The organism is Phenylobacterium sp. LjRoot219 (assembly GCF_964252995.1).
Taxonomy (GTDB): Bacteria; Pseudomonadota; Alphaproteobacteria; order Caulobacterales; family Caulobacteraceae; genus Phenylobacterium.
In genome coordinates, this window is sequence record NZ_CAXUQI020000001.1 from 1,848,817 (window position 1) to 1,865,436 (window position 16,620).

Consider the following 16,620-nt stretch of genomic DNA (forward strand, 5'->3'; position numbering starts at 1 on the left):
CTGCCATGATCAACGGTGCAGTGCTGGTCGGCGCGGAAGAGCGTCAGCGGGACCTGAAGTTTCTCGCCATCGACCCGGCGAAGGGCGTGGAGCTGCCGACGGCCTTCTCCTCGGCCAATGAGCAGGACGTGGCCGACGCCTGCGCCCTGGCGGCGGCGGCGTTCGAACGCTTCTCGACGCTGGAGCCCGAGGCGCGCGCCCGCTTCATCGAGGCGGTCGGCGACAACATCCTGGCGATCGGCGACGAGCTGATCGTCACCGCCATGACCGAAACCGGGCTGCCGCGGGTCAGGCTCGAAGGCGAGCGCGGCCGGACGGTCGGCCAGCTGAAGCTGTTCGCCCAGGCGGTGCGTCAGGGCGACTGGCTGGACGCTGCGATCGACCCGGCGCTGCCGGAACGCACGCCGCCGCGCGCGGACCTGCGGCGGATGAACCTGGCGCTCGGCCCGGTGGCGGTGTTCGGCGCTTCGAACTTCCCGCTGGCCTTCTCGACGGCCGGCGGCGACACCGCCGCGGCCTTCGCCGCCGGCTGCCCCGTGGTGGTCAAGGGCCACCCGGCGCACCCCGGCACGGGCGAGCTGGTGGCGCGCGCGGTGCAGGCCGCGGTCGCGGCCTGCGGCCTGCCGGCCGGCGTCTTCTCCTTCCTGCCGGGGACCTCGAACGACCTCGGTTCGGCGCTGGTCGCCGATCCGCGGATCAAGGCGGTGGGCTTCACCGGCTCGCGCGGTGGCGGCCTGGCGCTGGTGCGGATCGCCAACGCGCGCGCCGAACCGATCCCGGTCTACGCCGAGATGAGCAGCATCAATCCCGTCGTCCTGCTGCCGGGAGCGCTCGCCGCGCGGGCCGAGGCGCTGGGACCGGCCTTCGTCCAGTCGCTGACGCTGGGCGCGGGACAGTTCTGCACCAACCCGGGGTTGGTGATCGCCCTCGACGGTCCGGACCTCGATCGGTTCGTCGCCGCCGCCGCCCAGGCGCTGGCCGAGAGCCATCCGGCGGTGATGCTGACGCCCGGCATCCGCGAGAGCTTCACCCGCGGCGTCGACGCGCTGGCCGCGCATTCGGCCGTCACGCCGGTGGCCCAGGGCCGGGTGGGCGAGGGGCAGAACCAGGCGTGCGGCGCGCTGTTCAGCGCCGCGGCCCCAGACTTCCTGGCGGACCCGACCCTGTCGCACGAGGTCTTCGGCGCGTCTTCGATGGTCGTGCGCTGTCGCGACCTCGACGAGATGCTGGTCGTGATCGAGGGCCTGGAAGGCCAGCTCACCGCCACGCTGCAGCTGGACGCCGCCGACCAGCCGGCCGCGGCGCGCTTGCTGCCGGCGCTGCAGCGCAAGGCCGGCCGCGTGCTCGCCAACGGCTGGCCGACCGGCGTCGAGGTGACCCACGCCATGGTGCACGGCGGGCCGTTCCCGGCGACCTCGGACGGCCGCAGCACCTCGGTCGGCACCCTGGCCATGGCGCGGTTCCTGCGGCCGGTCTGCTACCAGGACCTGCCGGACCCGCTGCTGCCGCCGGCGCTGCAGGCGGCCAACCCCTGGAAGCTGGCCCGTCGTATCGACGGCGTCGTGGAGCGCGTCTGATGATCCGATCGCTGGTTCAATTCGCCAACGGCGAGGCGCGCGGCGTTGCGGCGCTGGACGCCGAAGGCGCGGCGCGACGGCTCGAGGGCGTCCAGAGCACCCTGCGTCTGGCGCAGTGGGCGATCACCTCGCACGTCTCGCTGGCGGTCCTGGCCGAGCAGCTCGCCCGTGAGCCGATCGATCTGGCGGCGGTGCGTCTGCTCGCCCCGATCGACCACGACGACGCCGCCCACACCCTGGTCAGCGGCACCGGCCTGACCCACCTCGGCTCGGCCGAGGGCCGGGACAAGATGCACCGGGCGAGCCAGGGCGAGGAAAACCTCACCGACTCGATGAAGATGTTCCTGATGGGCGTCGAAGGCGGCAAGCCACCGGCCGGCGAGGCCGGGGTCCAGCCGGAGTGGTTCTACAAGGGCGACGGCCAGATCATCGTCGGCCCGGATGAGCCGCTGGCCATGCCGCACTTCGCCGAGGACGGCAGCGAGGAGCCGGAGGTCGCCGGCGTCTACCTGATCGACGCGGATGGGGAGCCGGTGCGGCTGGGCTTCGTGCTCGGCAACGAGTTCTCCGACCACGTCACCGAGCGCGGCAACTATCTGTGGCTGGCGCATTCCAAGCTGCGCGCCGCCGCGCTCGGGCCGGAGCTGCTGCTGGGCGAGCTGCCGGAGGACCTGCGCGGCGTCAGCCGCATCCGCCGCGGCGGCGAGGTGGTCTGGGAAAAGGCCTTCCTGTCGGGCGAGGCGAACATGTCCCACAGCATCGCCAACCTCGAGCACCACCACTTCAAATACGCCGGCTTCCGCCGGCCGGGGGACGTGCACGTGCATTTCTTCGGCACCGCGACGCTCTCCTTCTCGGACGGCTTCCGCACTCAGGAGGGCGACGTGTTCGAGATCGAAGCCCCGCCGTTCCGCCTGCCGGCCCGCAACCCGCTGGCGCGGACCCCGGCCGCCGCCCCGGTGAAGGTGCGCCGCCTATGAGCTCTGCGCTGAAGATCGGTCTGGTCGGCTTCGGGAAGATCGCCCGCGACCAGCACCTGCCGGCGATCGCCCGCACCGAGGGCGCTGAGCTTGTCGCGGTCGCCAGCCGCCACGGCGAGGCGCCGGGCGTGCGCAACTACAAGGACGTCGAAGCCATGCTGGCCGCCGAGCCGGGGCTCGACGCCGTGGCCATGTGCCAGCCGCCGCAGTTCCGCTACGAGGCGGCGCGCGATGCGCTGGCGGCGGGCAAGCACGTCTTTCTGGAAAAGCCGCCAGGCGCCACCGTTGCGGAGGTCGAGGCCCTGATCGCGCTCGCCCAGGTGAAGGGCGTGACGCTCTTCGCCAGCTGGCATTCGCGCTACGCCGCGGCGGTCGCGCCCGCACGCGACTGGATCGCCGGCCGCGCGATCCGCAAGATGCAGATCACCTGGAAGGAGGACGTGCGGCACTGGCACCCCGGCCAGACCTGGATCTGGCAGGCCGGCGGCTTCGGCGTGTTCGATCCCGGCATCAACGCTCTGTCGATCCTCACCGCGATCGTCGGCGAGCCGATTCGGCTCTGCGCAGCCGAACTCGAGGTTCCGGCCAACTGCCAGGCGCCGATCGCCGCTCAGCTCGCCCTGAAGACCGCCGCCGAGGTTCCGATCGCGGCCGAGTTCGATTTCCGTCAGACCGGGCCGCAAAGCTGGGACATCAGGGTCGAGGCCGACGACGGCGAACTCCTGCTGTCCGAGGGGGGCAACAAGCTTTCGATCGACGGGGCCGCCCAACCGGTTCCGGCCGAATGCGAATACCCGGCGATGTATCGTCACTTCGTCGATCTGGTGCGGGCGGGACGCAGCGACGTGGATCTGCGCCCGCTGCGGCTGGTCGCCGACGCTTTCCTTTGCGGCCGCTTTCAGCCTACTGATCCATTCGTGGAGTGACGGGGAGGAGCCTGGCTTGCCAAAGCGGTCGACCGATGAAAAGCCGGCCTTGCGCATTCACCAGGCGATCGCCCGCGATCTCGGCACGGCGATTCTGGCCGGCCAGCACAAGCCTGGCGAGATCTTCGAAGGCGAGATCGAGCGCTCCGAGCAGTTGCGCGTCTCGCGCACCGCCTACCGGGAGGCGGTGCGCATCCTGACCGCCAAGGGCTTGCTGGAAAGCCGTCCGAAGACCGGCACGCGGGTGACCCCGCGCGGCCGCTGGAACCTGCTGGATCCCGAGGTGCTCGCCTGGACCTTCGCCGGCGAGCCGGACGCCGGCTTCGTCCGCGACCTGTTCGAGCTGCGCGGCGTGATTGAGCCGGCCGCCGCGGCCTTCGCCGCGCAACGGCGCACGGACGCGCAACTGCAGGAGCTGGCGTCGGCGCTGGAAGGCATGCGGCGGCATGGGCTTGCCAACCCCGAAGGGCGGGCGGCCGACCAGCAGTTCCACAAGGCGATCCTGGCCGCAGCGCACAACGAGGCGCTGGCCTCGCTGGCCAGTTCGGTCGGCGCCGCGGTGAGTTGGACCACCACGTTCAAGCAGCGCAAGCTCGGGCTGCCGCGCGACCCGCTGCCGGAACACCTGGCGGTCTTCGAGGCGGTGCGGGCGCAGGACGTGGAGCAGGCCCGCGAGGCCATGGCCGAACTGCTGCGGCTGGCGCTGGCCGACATGGAGATCGCTTCGCCGTCCTGACGCGCCGCGACGGCTTGCGGTCGCGCGTCGGGACGCCAATGATCGTCCGGCTTTCACCGTCTGGAAAAGAGACCGATCCATGCGTCTGCCCCTGATCGCCTTCGCCGCCGCGCTGGCGCTGACCCCTGTCGTGGCCTCGGCGCAGGCCACCGCGTCGGCCGCCGCTGCGGCCCATTACTCGACCGCCGACACGACGGTCGGGCAGATCCTCGACGATCCGGCGGCGAAGGCCGTGGTGGACAAGCACCTGCCGGGCCTGCTCGCCAGCGAGCAGATCGAGATGGCCCGTGAGATGACCCTGAAGACCTTGCAGCAGTACGCGCCGGATCAGGTCACCGACGCGGCGTTGGCTAGCATCGACGCCGACTTCGCGAAGATGCCGGCGAAGAAGTAGGCCGAGCAGGCCAGCATCGCCTCGGCCTCGGCGCCGTCCGGCGCCGACCAGTGGATCCCGGAGTTCCTGGCGTTCTGCGGCGACAACAGCCTGCCGGTCGACTTCGTCGGCACCCACATCTACGCCGGCGACAAGCAGGACAAGATGTTCGGCCAGAGCGGCCTCTACAGCCAGAACGACGTCGTGCCGGCGGCGATGAAGAAGGTTCGCGAGCAGATCGCCGCCAGCAAATTCCCCAAGGCCGAGCTCTGGCTCAGCGAGTGGTCGTCCGACAGCCCGGCGATGATCGCCCACAGCATCAAGGGCTGCCTGCAGTACTGCCACGGCATGTCCTACTGGCAGATCAGCGGGACGTTCGAGGAGATCCTCGTCCCCGGCTACGTCTTCAAGGAGGGCGACAACGGCTGGGGGCTGATGTCCCAGCGTGCGCCCGGCGTTCAACACCTTCAAGCTGATGAACCGGCTGGGTGCTGGTCTGGAACCTGGCCGAGGTTCCCCAGGCGTCGGGGATTCCCGGGGCCAGCAGCGAGCGCAAGGTAGTCGGCCAGCCCAAGCGCCTGCAGGTGACGCTGAAGGGCGCCAAGCCGGGTCAGAGCGTGAAGGTCTCCTACGGCGACCAGGAGCGGGGCTCGCCCTATCCGACCTGGCGGGCGCTGGGCTCGCCGCAGTATCCGACGCGTGAGCAGCTGGCGAAGATCCGCGCTGCGGCGGAGCTGCCGCCGCCGGAGGTCCGCAAGCTGGGCAAGGCCGGCGAGCTGGGTGCTGGAGTTGCCGGCGGAAGGCGTGGCGCTGAGCGAGCTGGCCTGAGGCCTGCGCGTTCCGAAAAGGTGGCCACCGGCTTTGCGGCTTAGGCCCTCAGTCGAGGACGGCGTGGCCCTTTTCCGCCGTCCGGCCGCCGCGCAGCAGCAGCACGAAGGGCAGAGTGGCGAGCGTCGCCACCATCATCAGCTTGAAGTCGTCGAGGTAGGCGACGAAGGCGGCCTGGTGATTGATCGCCGCGTCGATCGCCGCGAGGCTGTGGTCGGCGTAGGGGTTCACGCGCCCGGCGATCTGCGCCGAGGCCGGGTCGGTGCTGGGCGTGCGGACCATCGCCGCCAGCGAGGCGTGCATGGTCTGGGTGTTGCGGGTCAGCATGAACAGCACCACCGAAATCCCGGCCGAGCTGCCGATGTTGCGCATCAGGCTGAACAGCGCCGCGCCTTCGTTGCGCAGGCTCGGGTCGAGGGTGGAGAAGGCGGTCGCCGACAGCGGGACGTAGACCAGGGCGATGCCGAGGCCTTGGATCAGTCCGGAGATCAGCATCGGCTCGAAGGTCATGTCCGGTGAGAACCGGGTCATCTGCCACAGCGAATAGGCGGTGATCAGCAGGCCGGTGGCGATCACCGCGCGGACGCTGGCGACCTTCAGCAGCCGGCCGACGATCATCATGCCGAACACCACGCCGATCCCGCGCGGCGCCGTCAGCAGGCCGGTCAGGACCACCGGATAGTTCATCTCGTTCTGCATCAGCGGCGGCAGCAGCGCGAGCGTGGCGAACATCACGATGCCGATCAGGAAGATGAAGAGCGTCGAGGCGAGGAAGTTGCTGTCCTTGAACAGGCTGGGGTTCAGGAACGGCTTGTCGGCGGTGAACATGTGGATGACGAAGACGTAGAAGCCGACGCCCGCCACCAGCGCCTCGATCATGATCTCCCGCGAGGAGAACCAGTCGAGCTGCTGGCCGCGATCGAGCATCAGCTGCAGCGCGGTGATGGCGATGCTCAGGGCGGCGAAGCCCATGAAGTCGAAGCGCGTGCGCGGCGGCAGCGGCCGTTCCTTCAGGGTCAGCATGCCGAGCAGGGCCAGGATGCCGATCGGCAGGTTGATGAAGAAGACCCAGCGCCAGGAGAGGTGCTCGGTCAGCCAGCCGCCGAGCGCCGGGCCGCCGATGCTGCCGATCTGCGCCGCGCCGGCCCACATGGCCATCGCCCGGGGAAAGTCCTGCGGCTCGTTGATGTCGAACAGCACCGCCTGGGACAGCGGCACCAGCGCCGCGCCGCCGACCCCCTGCAGGAAGCGGAACAGCACGATCTCGGGCAGGCTGGTCGCGATCCCGCAGAGCAGCGAGGCCAGGGTGAACATCACGATCGAGGCCAGCATCACCTTGCGCTTGCCGAACGCGTTGGCCAGCCAGCCCGAGAGCGGAATCGTGATCGCCGCGGCGACGATATAGGAGGTCAGCACCCAGCCCATCTGGTCCTGGCTGGCCGACAGCTCCCCCTGCATCCGCGGCAGGGCGACGTTGGTGATGGTGGTGTCGAGCGACTGCATGGTCGTCGCGGCCATCACCGCAGCGGTGATGATCCAGCGCGAGGCCTTGGTTTTCTCGGGCGCCGCGTCGAACGCCGCGGCTGTCGATTCCGACATCTGGTTTCCGAATACCCGTCGCCACAGAAAGGCGGCCGCTGCCGGCGCGGGCCGGCAGCGGGGCGTTCATTTGAAGCGGCGGTCGCCCTTTGATAAGGAGGAATATTCCAAACTATCTGCTTGGAAATTTGGAACAATGAACCGCATCGACTTCGGCGAACTGAACGCCTTCGCGGCGGTGGCCGAGCATCGGAGCTTCACCCGCGCCGCCGCGCAGCTGGGCGTCGCCCTGCCGACCGTCAGCCAGACGATCCGGGGGCTGGAGGAGCGCCTGGGGGTCCGGTTGTTCAACCGCACCACTCGCAGCGTCGCCCTGACGGAGGCGGGTGCGCGTCTCCTGGACGACGTGCAGCCGATCCTCGGCCAGCTGGCCGAGGCGTTGGAGCGGGTCAATTCCTTCCGCGAGAAGCCGATGGGCTCGATCAGGCTGGCGGTCAGCCGGCCGTTCGCCACCCGGGTCGTCGCGCCGCTGCTGAAACCCTTCCTGTCCGAATACCCGGAGATCCGGGTGGAGATGGTGGTCGAGGATGCGCGCACCGATATCGTCAAGAGCGGCTTCGACGCCGGGATCCGCGTCGGCTACCAGGTCGAGCGGGACATGACGACGCTGCGGATCACCGAGCCCTACCGCATGCTCGCCGTCGCCGCCCCGGCGTACCTCGACGGGCGGCCCCGGCCGGAGACGCCGCGCGATCTGCACGCGCACAACTGCATCCAGGCCCGCGCGCCCTGGGACGGGGCGATCCTGCCGTGGCTGTTCGTCAACGGCGACCAGCGCGCGGAGGTGGCAGTCGCCGGCAGCCTGACGGTCAACGACGCTGACGTCTGGCTACGCTGCGTGCTGGACGGGGTGGGGGTGGGGTTCCTGCCGGAGCCCATGGTCGCGCCATACATCGCCCGCGGCGCCCTGGTCAGCCTGTTCGCCGACTGGAGCGGCGAACGCTCCGGCGTGTTCCTCTACCACCCGAGCCGCCGCCAGCCGCCGGCGCCGCTGCAGGCGCTGATCAGCTTCATCGAGGACCGGCGCGGCGGGAGCGAGGTCTGGCCGTCGGCGGTTTGAGGCTCCACTTACCTCCCCCGCGAAGCGGCGGGAGGGGGACAGCGCGTGGTGGAGGGGGCAGGCCGCCGCACGATTTTCCAGTGGGCTGGTGGTGAGCGTGGGCTTGCCCCCTCCACCGCCTCCGGCGGGGGAGGTAGCTCGCTAGGGCCCTACCGCCGCGGCTGGTCGACGTCGCGCACCGCGCCGCGGGCGGCGCTGGTGGTGAAGGCGGCGTAGGCCTTCAGCGCCGCCGAGACCTTGCGTTCGCGCGCACCGGGCTTCCAGGCTTGGTCGCCCTTGGCTTCCATGGCCGCGCGGCGTTCGGCGAGCACCGCGTCGCTGACCGCCAGCTGGATGGTGCGGTTGGGGATGTCGATCTCGATCCGGTCGCCGGTCTCGACCAGGCCGATCAGGCCGCCCTCGGCCGCCTCCGGCGAGACGTGGCCGATCGAGAGGCCCGAAGTGCCGCCGGAGAAGCGCCCGTCGGTGATCAGGGCGCAGGCCTTCCCCAGGCCCTTCGACTTCAGATAGCTCGTCGGATAGAGCATCTCCTGCATGCCGGGGCCGCCGCGCGGCCCTTCGTAGCGGATCACCACCACGTCGCCGGCCTCGACCTTGCCGGTCAGGATGGCGCTCACCGCCGCGTCCTGGCTCTCGTAGACCTTCGCCGGACCGGCGAACTTCAGGATGCTCTCGTCGACCCCGGCGGTCTTCACGATGCAGCCTTCGAGCGCCAGGTTGCCCTTCAGCACGGCGATGCCGCCGTCTTTGGAGAAGGCGTGCTCGACGTCGCGGATCACGCCGCCTTCGCGGTCGACGTCGACGTCGTCCCAGCGGCGGCTCTGGCTGAACGCCACCTGGGTCGGCACCCCGCCCGGGGCGGCGCGATAGAAGGTGTGCACCGCCTCACTGTCCGAGCGGCGGACGTCCCAGCGCTCCAGCGCGTCGCCCAGGGTCGGGCTGTGGACGGTCGGGCAGTCGGTGTGCAGCAGTCCGCCGCGCTCGAGCTCGCCGAGGATCGCCATGATCCCGCCGGCGCGGTGGACGTCTTCCATGTGCACGTCGGCCTTGGCCGGGGCGACCTTCGATAGGCACGGCACTTTGCGCGACAGCCGGTCGATGTCCTCCATGGTGAAGTCCACGCCGGCCTCGTAGGCGGCGGCCAGAAGGTGCAGCACGGTGTTGGTCGAGCCGCCCATGGCGATGTCCAGGCTCATGGCGTTCTCGAACGCCTTGAAACTGGCGACCGAGCGCGGCAGCACGCTGTCGTCGTCCTGCTCGTAGTAGCGGCGGGTGATGTCGACGATCAGGTGGCCGGCTTCGAGGAACAGCCGCTCGCGGTCGGCGTGGGTCGCCAGGGTCGAGCCGTTGCCGGGCAGCGACAGGCCCAGGGCCTCGGTCAGGCAGTTCATCGAGTTGGCGGTGAACATGCCCGAGCAGGAGCCGCAGGTCGGGCAGGCCGAGCGTTCGATGGTCTCGACCTCGGCGTCGGTCATCGATTCGTCGGCGGCGGCGACCATGGCGTCGACCAGGTCCAGCGCCACTTCCTTGCCGCGCAGGATCACCTTGCCGGCCTCCATCGGCCCGCCGGAGACGAACACCGCGGGGATGTTGAGCCGCAGCGCGGCCATCAGCATGCCGGGCGTGATCTTGTCGCAGTTCGAGATGCAGACCATCGCGTCGGCGGTGTGCGCGTTGCACATGTACTCGACGCTGTCGGCGATCAGGTCGCGCGACGGCAGGCTGTAGAGCATGCCGTCGTGGCCCATGGCGATGCCGTCGTCGACGGCGATGGTGTTGAACTCCTTGGCCACGCCGCCGGCGCGTTCGATCTCGCGGGCGACCAACTGGCCCAGGTCCTTCAGGTGCACGTGGCCCGGGACGAACTGGGTGAAGGAGTTCACCACGGCGATGATCGGCTTGCCGAAATCGGCGTCCTTCATGCCGGTCGCGCGCCAGAGGCCGCGGGCGCCGGCCATGTTGCGGCCATGGGTCGAGGTGCGGGAGCGATAAGCGGGCATATTGGGTCTCGATCGGTAGGTGCGCGGACGCCGTGCGAACGGCTCACCTAGGCGCTGCGCGCCTCAGGTCAATCCACGGAAACGGGGCGGACGGCGGCGCGAGGCCGCCGCAGCTAAATTCAGACCTCGGTGACGGTCGGACGGCTCTCGCGCGTGGCGCGCATGCTCTCGCTCGGATCCTTCGGGTTCGAGGAGACGATCACGTAGTCCTCATGCACTTCGAGCAGCACGCCGACGAACGGGAAGTCCTGGAACTGGGCGGGTACTCGGTAGCTGACCGTGTCGCCCACCTTGAAGGTCGCCGGGTCGAAGTTGAATTCGAACGGGCAGCTCCCGTCGTCCATGCCTTGCATCGCAGTCTCCACTGTCCGCGGGCTCGCCCACGGATGTCGCGCCCGTCTATTTTGCCGAACCCGGCCCGCCGGGTCCAGTTGCCCGGTCGACAAACGAATCGGGCGACAAACCCGCCGCGAATTTGAGCAAGGCCTGACTGTGACGACGACCCTCTACGGCATCCGCAATTGCGACACCATGAAGAAGGCCTGGACCTGGCTCGACGAGCACGGCGTGGCCTACGAGTTCCACGACTACAAGAAGCAGGGGATCGCGCGCGAGCGCCTCGAGGCCTGGGTCGACAAGCTCGGCTGGGAGGTGCTGCTGAACCGCGCCGGCACCACCTTCCGCAAGCTGCCGGACGCCGACCGCACCGGGATCGACGCGGCCAAGGCGATCGAGCTGATGCTGGCGCAGCCGTCGATGATCAAGCGGCCGGTGCTGGACGTGGACGGCCAGCTGCTGGTCGCCTTCAAGCCCGCCGAGTACGAGCGCCAGTTCGCGCCTTCCTGACGCAGGCCCCATCGGAGCCGCAGATATCGTGGTATGGAGGGCCGTGGGCGCGGCCGCCTTGCCTGGCGGTTGCGCGCTTATGCGTGTGATCGAGGAGATCTGACCCGTGTCGTCGCATCGTCAGGAAACCGTCCGCCGGATCGCGGCCCCCGATATCGCTGCGCGCAAGGGCAAGACGCCGATCGTCTGCCTGACCGCCTACACCGCCCCGGTGGCCGAGATCCTCGACGAGCACTGCGACGTCCTGCTGGTGGGCGATTCCCTCGGCATGGTGGTCCATGGCCTGCCCAATACCGTCGGCGTCACCATGGAGATGATGATCATGCACGGCCAAGCCGTGATGCGCGGCTCGCGCAAGGCCATGGTCGTCGTCGACATGCCGTTCGGCTCCTACGAGGGCTCGCTTGAAGAGGCCTACGCCAACGCCGCCCGCATCATGAAGGAGACCGGCGCCCAGGCGGTGAAGGTCGAGGCCGGTGAGACGGTCGCCGAAACCATCGCCTACATGGTCAAGCGCGGCATCCCGGTGATGAGCCACGTGGGGCTGCGGCCGCAGGCGGTGAACATGGACGGCGGCTTCAAGGCCAAGGGCAAGGGCGCCGACGAGCGCAAGCGGATCCTCGAGGACGCCCGCGCCAGCGAAGCGGCCGGGGCCTTCGCCATCGTCGTCGAGGGCGTGGCCGAGGGGCTGGCCAAGGAAATCACCGACGCGGTGGCCGTGCCGACGATCGGCATCGGCGCCTCGGCCGGGTGCGACGGCCAGGTGCTGGTGGTCGACGACATGCTCGGCCTGTTCTCCTGGACGCCGAAGTTCGTCCGCCGCTACGCCGACCTGAAGGGCGAGATCAGCCGCGCCGCCGCAGCCTACGCCGACGACGTCCGCGAGCGGCGTTTCCCCGGACCGGGCGAGATCTATTTCGCCAAGGCGGGGTAGGCGATCCGCCGTCCGCCAGCCCGCTGAGAACGCGAAAACAGCCGAGCGTTGCGGCCAAGCACGGCGCGCTATAGGTTCGCCGCCTCTGCGCCCCGCCGCGCATCTGAGTCCCGGAGTCCCCGTTCGTGTCCGATCTGTTTCATGAGGTCGAGGAGCAGCTTCGCTCCGACCGCTACCGGACGCTCGCGCGCAAGGTATTGCCGTGGCTGCTGGGGCTGGCCGCCGTCGCGCTGATCGCCGGGCTGGGCTGGTGGGGCTGGTCGCATTTCCGCGAGCAGGCGATCCACAAGGCGTCCGAACAATACGCCGCGGGCCTCGACGCCGCGCAGCAAGGCCAGACCGACCAGGCGGTGAAGATCTTCACCGAGGTCAGCAAGTCGCAGGCGAAGGGCTACAAGTCGCTCGCCCTGCTGCAGCTCGGCGGGTTTCGGCTGGAGAAGAAGGACGCCGCCGGCGCCGTGAAGCTGTTCGACGAGGCTGCGGCCGCTGCGCCCAGTCCCGTGCTCGCCGACGCTGCGCGCCTCAAATCTGCCTTCGCCTTGCTGGACACCGCCCCGGCCAAGGATGTGGAGGCGCGCTTGACGCCATTGTTGGAGGACGGCCGCCCCTACCGGGTGCAAGCCCGTGAGGCGCTCGCCTTCACCAAGCTGACCGCCGGGAATCTCGCCGGGGCGCGTGGCGACTTCGTCATCATCTCCGGCATGCTCGACGCCCCCGAGGGCGCTCGCGCTCGCGCCAAGGCCGCCATCGGCCTGATCGACTCCGGCTCGGCCAAGGCGGTCGCCCAGACCGCCCGCGCCGCCGCCGCCCTTCCGCCCACCGCGATCGCTCCGGCCATGCCGGAGCTGCCGCAAGCTCCCGGTCCTCAATGACGTCGCGCCGCACTCAGCTCCTTACCGTCCTCATGGTCGCCGCGCTGGGCGCGAGCGGATGTTCGACGCTGGGCAAGCTCAACCCGTTCGACGGCAAGGACGGCCCGAAGGAGACCGCGAGCGCAGGCGAGCGGATCTCGATCGTCCCCGCCGACCAGCGGCTGGAGCCGGCGGAAGCGCTGAAGGGCGTCGACTTCGCCCTGCCGACCCCGGTCGTGGTCGCCGACTGGCCGCTGCCCGGCGGCACGCCGGAGCAGTCGGTCGAGCACGTCGACGCCGCGCCCAGCCTGACGATCGCCTGGCGCAAGGACATCGGCCGCGGCTCCGGCAAGGGCCGCTTCGTGACCGCCCCGCCGATCGCGGCCGGCGGCCGGATCTTCACCCTCGACGGCGAGGCGACGGTCACCGCGCACGACGCGAACACCGGGGCTCAGGTCTGGCGCTCCAGCATCAAGCCGAGCGACAACAAGCGCGACCGTGAGGCGTTCGGCGGCGGCCTGGCCTACGCCAACGGCAAGCTCTACGCCTCGTCGGGCTTCCGCGAGATCGTCCAGGTGGACGCCGCCACTGGCGCTGTCGGCTGGCGCACCCGCACCGAGCAGCCGATCCACGCCGCGCCGACCGTGGCCAATGGCCGCGTGATGGTGGTGGCGCTCGACAACACCCTGCTCACCTTCGACGCCGCGACCGGCGCCGCTGGTTGGACCTATCAGGCTCTTTCCGAGCCGGCCCGCGTGCTGGCGGCGTCGAGCCCGGCGGTCAGCGGCGACACGGTGGTCGCCGCCTTCGGCTCCGGCGAACTGGTCGCGTTGCGCCAGCAGAACGGCGCGGACCTGTGGAACGCGGCGCTCTCGCGCTCGACCCAGACCAGCGCCCTGTCGGAGATCCGCGACATTCCCGGCCGCCCGGTGATCTACCAGGGCGACGTCTTTGCGGTCAGCCACTCGGGCGTGTTCGCCGCCACCGACCTGCGCACCGGCACGTCCCGCTGGAGCCTGCCGGTGGTGGGCGTCACTACGCCCTGGGCGGCGGGCGACGTGGTGTATGTCGTGTCCCGCGACGGCCAGTTGATCTGCGCCCAGCGCGACAGCGGCCAGATTTTCTGGATGCGCGACCTCAACGAGGGCTTCAAGACAAAGAAGAAGGGCAGCGTGTTCGGCATCGGCGGCCGCACCGTCCAGCGCCCGCTGTGGTCCAGCCCGATCCTGGCGAACAACCGGGTGATCCTGACCAGCTCGACCGGAAACCTGGTCTCGGTGAACGCCAAGAACGGCGAGGTGCAGAAGCGCGTGAAGCTTGGCGCGCCGGCCATCATCGGGCCGATCGCCGCCGGGCCCATGCTCTATGTGGTCAGCGACACCGGGCAACTCATCGCGCTGCGCTAAGCGCGCGTGCTGGATCTGACGGCCGCCTCGCACGTGTGATGTGCGACGGTGCGAGCGTCAGATCCAAAAGCACGCTAGAAACATCTGCTTGCTAGTGTCCTGATCGCCGAAGTTCGCCGGGGCCCGCCACAGGACGCATGCGAACTTCGAATTCTGGACGCTAGACTGCCATGCCGTTGAAACTTGCGATCGTCGGGCGCCCGAACGTCGGGAAATCGACCCTGTTCAACCGCCTGGCGGGCAAAAAGCTCGCCATCGTCGACGACCAGCCGGGCGTCACCCGCGACCGCCGCTTCGCCAGCGGCCGGCTGGGCGATCTCGAGCTGGAGCTGATCGACACCGCCGGTTTCGAGGACGTCACCGACGAGAGCCTGGAGGCGCGGATGCGCGCCCAGACCGAGCTGGCGATCGCCGAGGCCGACGTGGTGCTCTTCGTGATCGACGCGCGCGAGGGCGTGGTCGCGCACGACAATGTATTCGTCGAGATTCTGCGCAAGCACGACAAGCCCGTGGTGCTGGCCGCCAACAAGGCCGAAGGCAAGCAGGGCGACGCCGGCATCCTCGACGCCTTCAGCCTCGGGCTGGGCGAGCCGGTGCCGATCTCCGCCGAGCACGGCGAGGGCATGGCGGACCTGTATGCCGCCGTCGCCGGATACGCGCCGGAGGTAGACGAGGACGAGGAGGAGGGCGACAAGCCGGTCCGCATCGCCATCGTCGGTCGGCCGAACGCCGGCAAGTCGACCTTGGTCAACCGACTGATCGGCGAAGACCGCCTGCTCACCGGGCCCGAGGCCGGCATCACCCGCGACTCCATTCCGGTGGACTGGGACTGGGACGGGCAGGCCGTGCGGCTGGTCGACACCGCCGGCCTGCGTCGCAAGGCCAAGGTGCAGGAGAAGCTGGAGAAGCTTTCCACTCAGGACTCCATCCGCGCCATCACCTTCGCCGAGGTGGTGATCCTGGTGATGGACGCCACCCACCCGTTCGAGGTCCAAGACCTGCAGATCGCCGACCTGGTCGAGCGGGAAGGCCGCGGCCTGGTCTTCGTGCTCGCCAAGTGGGACCTCGTCGAGGATCCGCAGGCGCGGCTGGCCGAGTTCATCGAAGAGGCCCAGCGGCAGCTGCCGCAGGTCCGCGGCGCGCCGATCATCGCGCTCTCGGCCGAAACGGGCCGCGGGCTCGAGCGGCTGATGCCGGCGGTGTTCAAGACCCACAGCGACTGGTCGACCAAGGTCAAGACGCGCGACCTGAACGACTGGCTGGCCATGGCCACCCAGCGCCATCCGCCGCCGTCGGTGAACGGCCGGCGGATCAAGCCGAAGTACATGGCCCAGATCAAGGCGCGGCCGCCGACCTTCGTGCTGTTCTGCACGCGGGCCGAACAGCTGCCGGAGAGCTATCGGCGCTACCTGATCAATTCGCTGCGCGAGAGCTTCGACCTGCCGGGCGTGCCGCTGCGCGTGAGCCTGCGCTCGACCCGCAACCCCTTCGCCGACGGCGAAGAGCCGGCGCCGCGCGCCGCGCCGCGCAAGCCGCGGATTTCGGCCTCGCCAGAGACCGCGACGGTGACGGACGTGGCGAAGCCAAAGGCGGCCGCGAAGGCGACTTCAAAGGCGGCTACGAAGGCTCGCGCGGCGGCCAGGCCGAAGACCGGCAATCCGGGCAAGCCGCCGAAGCCGAAGACGAAGGCCGGGACGCCGCGCGGGCGAACTCAGAAGCTCGCCCGCCCGGGGGTCAAGCCGAAGCGGGCCTCGCGGCCTTCCACGCGGCGAACGCCACGTTAGAGGTGGGCAGGCCGAGGTCGGCCTTCAGCGCCAGCTCGACGATCAGCGGCCCGATCTCCGACGGATCGGGCAGGGTCGCCGGATCCTCGCCGGGCATGGCCTCGGCGCGCATCCGCGTGCGCATCGCGCCGGGTTCCAGCAGGACGGCGCGGATGTTGGTCTGCTCCAGCTCGTCGGCCCAGGTGCGCACCAGGTTCTCCATCCCGGCCTTGGTGACGCCGTACAGGCCCCAGAAGGCCTTCGGCTTCTGCGCGCGGCTGGTGGTCAGGAAGATCGCGCGGGCGCTCGGCGCGGCGCGCAGCAGCGGCTCGGTCGTGCGAATCAGCCGGTAGGTGGCGGTCAGATTGGTCGCCAGCACCCGGTCCCAGTGCTTCGGCTCGATGTGCGAGACCGGCGTCAGCGGGCCGAGGACGGCGGCGGCGTGGACCAGGAGGTCGAGGCGGCCGTAGCGCTGGTGCAGCGTAAAGCCCAGCTGGTCCAGCGCATCGCCGTCGGCGATGTCGAGCGGCACCAGGGTGGCGGGGCGGCCGGTGGCGGCGCGGATCTCGTCGTCCAGCTCTTCCAGCCCGCCCTGGGTGCGGGCGACGGCGACGACCTGGGCGCCGGCTTTGGCGAGAACGAGGGCGGCGGCGCGGCCGATGCCGCGGCTGGCGCCGGTGACGAGGGCGATTTTGTCGTGAAGCGGCAGGGTCTCGGACATGCGCCGCTCTCTAGATCATT

At 70.0% G+C, this 16,620-nt stretch carries 17 protein-coding genes; 13 read left to right on the plus strand and 4 right to left on the minus strand.

The window, feature by feature from the left end; all coding sequences use genetic code 11:
- Positions 1–5 precede the first annotated feature (5 nt).
- From ACSQ14_RS09100 to ACSQ14_RS09130, 7 genes are all read left to right on the plus strand, one after another.
- On the plus strand, positions 6–1,577 hold the full coding sequence (locus tag ACSQ14_RS09100) for an aldehyde dehydrogenase (NADP(+)) (protein WP_436011878.1): 1,572 nt from the start codon (positions 6–8) through the stop codon (positions 1,575–1,577).
- Positions 1,577–2,557, plus strand: coding sequence for an AraD1 family protein (gene araD1, locus ACSQ14_RS09105; protein ID WP_436011880.1), 981 nt, complete (start codon positions 1,577–1,579; stop codon positions 2,555–2,557). Before ACSQ14_RS09100 ends, araD1 begins: the two co-directional genes overlap by 1 nt.
- The gene (locus tag ACSQ14_RS09110; protein ID WP_436011882.1) at positions 2,554–3,483 is read left to right on the plus strand and encodes a Gfo/Idh/MocA family protein; all 930 of its coding nucleotides are present in this window, start codon (positions 2,554–2,556) and stop codon (positions 3,481–3,483) included. The genes araD1 and ACSQ14_RS09110 overlap by 4 nt, the downstream gene beginning before the upstream one ends.
- 16 nt (positions 3,484–3,499) lie before the next feature.
- On the plus strand, positions 3,500–4,219 hold the full coding sequence (locus ACSQ14_RS09115; protein ID WP_436011884.1) for a FadR/GntR family transcriptional regulator: 720 nt from the start codon (positions 3,500–3,502) through the stop codon (positions 4,217–4,219).
- 79 nt (positions 4,220–4,298) lie between these two features.
- Complete coding sequence (locus ACSQ14_RS09120; protein WP_436011886.1) at positions 4,299–4,613, plus strand: hypothetical protein; 315 nt, start codon at positions 4,299–4,301, stop codon at positions 4,611–4,613.
- 15 nt (positions 4,614–4,628) lie between these two features.
- Positions 4,629–5,153, plus strand: a complete 525-nt coding sequence (locus tag ACSQ14_RS09125; RefSeq protein WP_436015391.1) for a GH39 family glycosyl hydrolase — start codon at positions 4,629–4,631, stop codon at positions 5,151–5,153.
- A 23-nt stretch (positions 5,154–5,176) separates the two neighbouring features.
- Positions 5,177–5,464 carry a GH39 family glycosyl hydrolase gene (locus ACSQ14_RS09130; RefSeq protein WP_436011888.1) on the plus strand — a complete coding sequence of 96 codons (288 nt, stop codon included), beginning with the start codon at positions 5,177–5,179 and terminating at the stop codon, positions 5,462–5,464.
- A gap of 4 nt (positions 5,465–5,468) precedes the next feature.
- Here the strand turns inward: ACSQ14_RS09130 and ACSQ14_RS09135 are convergent, their stop codons facing one another.
- Positions 5,469–7,019 carry a DHA2 family efflux MFS transporter permease subunit gene (locus ACSQ14_RS09135; protein WP_436011890.1) on the minus strand — a complete coding sequence of 517 codons (1,551 nt, stop codon included), beginning with the start codon at positions 7,017–7,019 and terminating at the stop codon, positions 5,469–5,471.
- Positions 7,020–7,155: 136 nt separating this feature from the next.
- On the opposite strand from ACSQ14_RS09135, the gene ACSQ14_RS09140 reads away from it, so the two are divergent.
- A complete protein-coding gene (locus tag ACSQ14_RS09140) occupies positions 7,156–8,079 on the plus strand; it encodes a LysR family transcriptional regulator (RefSeq protein WP_436011892.1) in 924 nt (307 codons plus the stop codon).
- 149 nt (positions 8,080–8,228) lie between these two features.
- Here ACSQ14_RS09140 and ilvD read toward each other — a convergent pair whose 3' ends face one another.
- Together ilvD and ACSQ14_RS09150 are read right to left on the minus strand one after the other, a co-directional pair.
- Complete coding sequence (gene ilvD / locus ACSQ14_RS09145) at positions 8,229–10,079, minus strand: dihydroxy-acid dehydratase (protein WP_436011894.1); 1,851 nt, start codon at positions 10,077–10,079, stop codon at positions 8,229–8,231.
- Positions 10,080–10,198: 119 nt separating this feature from the next.
- Positions 10,199–10,423, minus strand: a complete 225-nt coding sequence (locus ACSQ14_RS09150; protein ID WP_436011896.1) for a hypothetical protein — start codon at positions 10,421–10,423, stop codon at positions 10,199–10,201.
- A 148-nt stretch (positions 10,424–10,571) separates the two neighbouring features.
- On the opposite strand from ACSQ14_RS09150, the gene ACSQ14_RS09155 reads away from it, so the two are divergent.
- The 5 genes from ACSQ14_RS09155 (at position 10,572) to der (ending at position 15,900) form a co-directional block, all read left to right on the plus strand.
- On the plus strand, positions 10,572–10,925 hold the full coding sequence (locus ACSQ14_RS09155) for an ArsC family reductase (RefSeq protein WP_436011898.1): 354 nt from the start codon (positions 10,572–10,574) through the stop codon (positions 10,923–10,925).
- Positions 10,926–11,031: 106 nt separating this feature from the next.
- Positions 11,032–11,859, plus strand: a complete 828-nt coding sequence (gene panB, locus ACSQ14_RS09160) for a 3-methyl-2-oxobutanoate hydroxymethyltransferase (RefSeq protein ID WP_436011900.1) — start codon at positions 11,032–11,034, stop codon at positions 11,857–11,859.
- 125 nt (positions 11,860–11,984) lie between these two features.
- On the plus strand, positions 11,985–12,731 hold the full coding sequence (locus ACSQ14_RS09165) for a tetratricopeptide repeat protein (RefSeq protein ID WP_436011902.1): 747 nt from the start codon (positions 11,985–11,987) through the stop codon (positions 12,729–12,731).
- 32 nt (positions 12,732–12,763) lie between these two features.
- Positions 12,764–14,116, plus strand: a complete 1,353-nt coding sequence (locus tag ACSQ14_RS09170; protein ID WP_436011904.1) for an outer membrane protein assembly factor BamB family protein — start codon at positions 12,764–12,766, stop codon at positions 14,114–14,116.
- Positions 14,117–14,286: 170 nt separating this feature from the next.
- The gene (der, locus tag ACSQ14_RS09175; RefSeq protein ID WP_436011906.1) at positions 14,287–15,900 is read left to right on the plus strand and encodes a ribosome biogenesis GTPase Der; all 1,614 of its coding nucleotides are present in this window, start codon (positions 14,287–14,289) and stop codon (positions 15,898–15,900) included.
- Here the strand turns inward: der and ACSQ14_RS09180 are convergent.
- On the minus strand, positions 15,851–16,600 hold the full coding sequence (locus ACSQ14_RS09180) for an SDR family NAD(P)-dependent oxidoreductase (RefSeq protein ID WP_436011908.1): 750 nt from the start codon (positions 16,598–16,600) through the stop codon (positions 15,851–15,853). The genes der and ACSQ14_RS09180 overlap by 50 nt on opposite strands.
- Between the last annotated feature and the right edge of the window lie 20 nt (positions 16,601–16,620).

Coding starts and splice junctions, on each gene's coding strand:
- ACSQ14_RS09100 (WP_436011878.1), top strand. CDS start 6: ATGATCAACGGTGCAGTGCTGGTCGGCGCGGAAGAGCGTCAGCGGGAC.
- araD1 (WP_436011880.1), top strand. CDS start 1,577: ATGATCCGATCGCTGGTTCAATTCGCCAACGGCGAGGCGCGCGGCGTT.
- ACSQ14_RS09110 (WP_436011882.1), top strand. CDS start 2,554: ATGAGCTCTGCGCTGAAGATCGGTCTGGTCGGCTTCGGGAAGATCGCC.
- ACSQ14_RS09120 (WP_436011886.1), top strand. CDS start 4,299: ATGCGTCTGCCCCTGATCGCCTTCGCCGCCGCGCTGGCGCTGACCCCT.
- ACSQ14_RS09135 (WP_436011890.1), bottom strand. CDS start 7,019: ATGTCGGAATCGACAGCCGCGGCGTTCGACGCGGCGCCCGAGAAAACC.
- ACSQ14_RS09140 (WP_436011892.1), top strand. CDS start 7,156: ATGAACCGCATCGACTTCGGCGAACTGAACGCCTTCGCGGCGGTGGCC.
- ilvD (WP_436011894.1), bottom strand. CDS start 10,079: ATGCCCGCTTATCGCTCCCGCACCTCGACCCATGGCCGCAACATGGCC.
- ACSQ14_RS09150 (WP_436011896.1), bottom strand. CDS start 10,423: ATGGACGACGGGAGCTGCCCGTTCGAATTCAACTTCGACCCGGCGACC.
- ACSQ14_RS09170 (WP_436011904.1), top strand. CDS start 12,764: ATGGTCGCCGCGCTGGGCGCGAGCGGATGTTCGACGCTGGGCAAGCTC.
- der (WP_436011906.1), top strand. CDS start 14,287: ATGCCGTTGAAACTTGCGATCGTCGGGCGCCCGAACGTCGGGAAATCG.
- ACSQ14_RS09180 (WP_436011908.1), bottom strand. CDS start 16,600: ATGTCCGAGACCCTGCCGCTTCACGACAAAATCGCCCTCGTCACCGGC.